Source organism: Streptomyces sp. (assembly GCF_036566765.1).
Classification (GTDB): Bacteria; Actinomycetota; Actinomycetes; order Streptomycetales; family Streptomycetaceae; genus Streptomyces.
Genome location: NZ_DATCVQ010000706.1, coordinates 1 through 4520 on the forward strand (window position 1 = coordinate 1; position 4520 = coordinate 4520).

The window sequence follows — 4520 nt, forward strand, 5'->3', positions numbered from 1 at the left end:
CCGAAACCGGCCGCTTCATCAGCCAAGACCCCATCGGCCACCAGGGCGGAACCAACCTCTACCAATACGCCCTCAACAACCCCACCACCTACACCGACCCCACCGGCAACAACCCCATGCTCATCGGCTGCGCCATCGGCGGCATCAGCGAAGCCTTCATCGACTGGGGCCTCCAACGACTCTCCGGCCAGAAGGTCGATTGGGGACAAGTCGCCAGCTCCGCCCTCATGGGATGCGCGATGGGAGTGCTCGGGAAGGCTGGTGCAGTCAAGGGGACCTGTCCGATCGGGAACAGTTTTACCGCTGACACCCCGGTCCTGATGGCTGACGGAACGCGCAAGCCCATCAAGGACGTCCGAATCGGTGATCAAGTCCTGGCCACCGATCCCGTTACGGGCGAAACCGGACCCCGCCCCGTCACAGCCTTGGTGCAGGGCGACGGAATCAAACGCTTGGTTGACGTGACCCTGGAGACGAATGGCGTGTCCAGCGCTGTCACTGCGACGGATGGACACCCCTTCTGGGTGCCCGAGCTGCGTGAATGGGTCACCGCTGGTGAACTGACGCAGGGGCAATGGCTCCAGACGAGCGCTGGTACATGGGCACAGATCAGCGCTGTCCGTGTCCGGCTCGAATCGTCACTCGTCTATAACCTCACCGTCTCCGACCTGCACACGTACTACGTGCTCGCTGGCGACACATCCCTTCTCGTCCATAACTGCGGATCGCCCAGCCCTGGCCACCTCCCGCCGGTCTACGATCCCTCACGCAACCGGTACCTGCCTCCCGTCAGCCACAAGGCAGACACACCGAGCAAGTCTCAGATGGCCGGCGAAGCCATCGAAGAAGAGTCGAAGAAGCGACGTGACGCGGTCAGCGGCATGCCCGGTAGCCTCCAAAAGGCTGCAGACGGTCCCATGGCGCAACCTGGCCACGGCTCCTTTGAAGTCATCGCAGTCGTTGCACTGGTTGTCGGCAAGGGCTATCGGAAGATCAAGAGGTGGTATCACCGTGTCAGGCGCTGAAGCGAACAGGCTGCTTAAGCAGTACCAGCGAGACGGGGCTCTGCCTCCGAGGGACATCGAGCAGGCAGGTTTCGCCACCCAGGGGCAGGGCGTCACCCCGGGAAGAGTTCTTCAGGTGGCTGCTCAGATCGCGCTGATCGGGCGATGGGAGAACGACCTGCCGGACGACGACATCGCTGCAGCAGTCGCCCTCCCGGGCCAAGCCGGGACCGTCCTGGTCCGCGGGTTGCGAGGCGATCTCACCGCGGCCAGAGACATAGAGAACCGTGGCCTGCTCACTCTGGAAAACGTGCTGCGCCTCCTGGATACCGTGATTCAGGTCGACGGACTCGACGACCTCCTCGTCGAGGAGCTGATGGAGTTCGCGGAGGCCAAATGCCACGAAGTCCCTGGCATGGGTCTGGCTCCAGCGACCCCCCGTCGAGGAATCGAGACAGGCCCCTGGGACGCAAGCGAGCCTCACCCGCACGCCGGCGATCGGATCGACCTTGGCGGGCTCCTGCTGCGGCGCGAGCCGGGTATTCGTCTGGACCTTCCCCCCTCAGGCAGGAAGCACCTTGCCGTAACTGTGATCAAGGGGCTGACAGCAATCCAGCTCCAGGCATGGTCCGCAGGTTCAAATACGACATGGGAGTCGAGCCGCCAGACGCTCACGCGCGAAGTACGAGCAACCGGCGGGCACGTCGCCGAGTGGGCTGGACGAGTCGGCCTCGAGCTCCGCGCCGAAGTACCAGTCGCCGGGCCGGGCGGAATCCAGCACGTCCGCTTCATCGGTTGCAATGGCCCGGGGTGGTTGATCCGAGGAGTGATCTCAGGGGAAGGGGCTGCACCTGACAGCCGCGAGGAGTGGCCCTATGACGTCTACCAGAGCACGGTCGTCGTCCCCGGGCACCGTGGCAAAGACGGAGACCCGATCTCTCTTCGAGAGCCCCGGAACCTCATATGAAGGGCGATGCCGCACAGGGGCACGATACGGAAGCAGACACGGACCCAAGTCCCACCGCAGACAAGGGTCGGCCGATGCCGCCGTTGAAGGCCCCTCATATCAAACGCAGGACGGTGTTGGCTGTGGCTGCAACCAGCGCCGTGGCCGCAACCGGCACCTACGCGATCGCCAGAAGCCCGGACGCTGCTCCTCAGACTGCACCGTCGCCTGCGCCCGTCCAGCTCACTGGCAGCCTGCCTCCAGCAAAGCTCGCGCTCTGCGCCCTTGACCTGCGAGTCACCGACGTGGAACCGCTGGCCGCTCTGAAGCAACTGCTTGAGGCGGTCGAGAGCGCCAGCGCTCCGAGGGTGCTCGTAGGCATCTCCTTGGGCTCTGGGATTCTTTCAAGATTCACTCAACGTCTGTGCCAGCTGAAGGAAATGCCTACCTTCAGCGGTGATGTCCTTAATGCCAATACAGTTCACGGAGACGCCCTGATTCACGCTACAGGAGGGTCCGCGGATAGCCTTCAGGGGGCGATCGCAAAAATCCTTGAGGATGCACCGGCTTGGCGGGTTCGATGGCGGATAGCCGGCTATCGACCGGGCAACACCACCCAGAACGGTGTCGGACTCACCCGCAATCCATTCCACTTCGCGGAAGGATTCGGAAATCCATCTAGCGATCGAGAAACTCTGGATAGAGCGCTAATCCGCCGAGATCAATCAGAGCCTGAATGGGCTGTCGGTGGAAGTTATCAGGTTGTGCGAATCATCCGTCTGGCAACAGAGCTCTGGGATCGGGACAGCATCGATGAGCAGGAGAGAATAATCGGGCGTCGTCGAGACGGGCGATGGCTCGACGGCACTCCTCTCGACGAGAGGGCCGAATTTTCCGGAGACCCGCTGGGTAAAACAACGCCGTTGGATTCGCACGTACGCAGGGCCGCCCCCGATCGCCGCAATCCGCCCCCCTTGGTAAGGCGAAGCTACAGCTACAGCCGGGGCGAAGGCGACAGCGGAATCATTTTCTCGTGCTTTCAGCGAGACTTGAAGGCTGGCTTCGAGGCCGTTCAGAAGCGACTCGAAGGCGAGTCGATGTCCCAGTACATGCTCACGACGGGCGGCGGGTACTACTTCGTTCCCCCGCCGGGCAACCGCTGGCTGGACCTTCTGAACTAGTGACCTGAGTCGGAGATTCTTAGGCGGTTCGCTCGGCCCCCGGCGCTGCGGCCGGCGATGCCGAGTCGAGCCGCATGCCGGTTGGAAGCGGACGTGACCCACCGGTCGGTCGAGGCGTGATCTACCGAGGAACTTCCGACTCAGGACACTAGGACGTGGCGGCCGATCACGTCCGTGCCCCCGCTCTGACCTCGCCGTATCGATGGCCTGGACTATTGCGGAGGGTGATCGGTTCGGGAATGATCCCGCTGTGATCGTTCTTCCCGCCCTTGTGATCGGCGTGCTGTTCCTCGCGCTCAACCGCCTCGTCATCCGACGTGCCGCCGCCTGGGTCGCTGAGGAGTTCATCGCGTCCGACTACGGCCTTCCGCCCCGCGAGCTGCTCGACTCGCGGCGCGCCGGTCCGCCCCCGCCGGAACACCGGACGGAGGAGCGGCAGGCCGTGGCCGACGCCGCGTGGGGAGGGGACTGGAAGCCCGCGGCGCGCTATCTCCGGGCTGCCGACGACGACTGGGACGAGCGCTGGGACCGGCTGGAGCTCCTGCAGCACGTCGCCCGGGAGGACGACGCCTGGCTCGACGCCTGGCGCGCCGCCGAGCCCGGGAACTGCGACGCGGCCACCCTCCACGCGAGCATCATGGTCCACCGCGCCTGGGCGATCCGGGGCAGCGGCTACGCCCACGAGGTCAATGCCGAGGACATGGACCGTTTTCTCGCCATGCTCCCGGCCGCGATCGAGGAGGCCCGGCAGGCCGCGCTGCTCGACCCCGCGAACCCGGGCCCGTGGGTCGTCATGATCACAGCAGCGCGCGGAGCCCTGTACAAGCGCAGGCAGTTCAAGCCGCTCTGGGAAGGGCTCGTCGCCCGCGCGCCCCACCACTACGAGGGCCACTGGCAGACCCTCCAGTACTGGTGCGCCAAGTGGCACGGCAGCAACGCGCGGATGATGCGGTTCGCCCGCCAGGCGGTCCGCAAGGCCCCGGACGGCAGTCCGCTCGCCGGGATCTACCTGCACGCGCTGCACGAGCTCCTCGACCGGCCCGGAACCATCGCGCAGCCCGCCACGCTCATGAAGAGAACCCTGCTCAAGCGGGTCGCCGCCTCGTTCGACCGGGTCGCGCCCGACGACGAGCGCCTGCCGGGCCTGCGGCACCTGCTGGGGCACTACATGCTCCAGTCGCGTCTGTACGCCCGTGCGCTCGAGCAGTTCCGCCTGATCGGACCGTGGTGCGGTGCCGAGCCCTGGAACAGGACCGGGAATCCGGTCATCCCCTTCGAGACGGCACGCGGCACGGCCGTGAAACTGTCCCGGACCCGTCCCTCCCAGGCGCCGAAGATCTACGTGATAGGCCGCTAGGCCAGTGTCCTGAGTCGGAAGTTCCTCGGTAG

Annotated in this window: 4 protein-coding genes; all 4 read left to right on the plus strand. The window is 65.2% G+C overall.

All coding sequences use genetic code 11. The annotated features are described in order from the left end of the window. Positions 1 to 1025, plus strand: a 1025-nt coding sequence (locus VIU94_RS40650; RefSeq protein ID WP_331920004.1) for a polymorphic toxin-type HINT domain-containing protein, incomplete at its 5' end; no start/stop codon positions are given. After that, positions 1012 to 1971 (plus strand): DUF3710 domain-containing protein, encoded by a 960-nt coding sequence (locus VIU94_RS40655; RefSeq protein ID WP_331920005.1) that lies wholly within the window; start codon positions 1012 to 1014, stop codon positions 1969 to 1971. The genes VIU94_RS40650 and VIU94_RS40655, both read left to right, overlap by 14 nt. A gap of 122 nt (positions 1972 to 2093) precedes the next feature. After that, a complete protein-coding gene (locus tag VIU94_RS40660; protein ID WP_331920007.1) occupies positions 2094 to 3131 on the plus strand; it encodes a Dyp-type peroxidase in 1038 nt (345 codons plus the stop codon). Between the two features lie 250 nt (positions 3132 to 3381). After that, positions 3382 to 4488 carry a hypothetical protein gene (locus VIU94_RS40665; protein WP_331920009.1) on the plus strand — a complete coding sequence of 369 codons (1107 nt, stop codon included), beginning with the start codon at positions 3382 to 3384 and terminating at the stop codon, positions 4486 to 4488. The last annotated feature ends 32 nt before the right edge of the window (positions 4489 to 4520 follow it).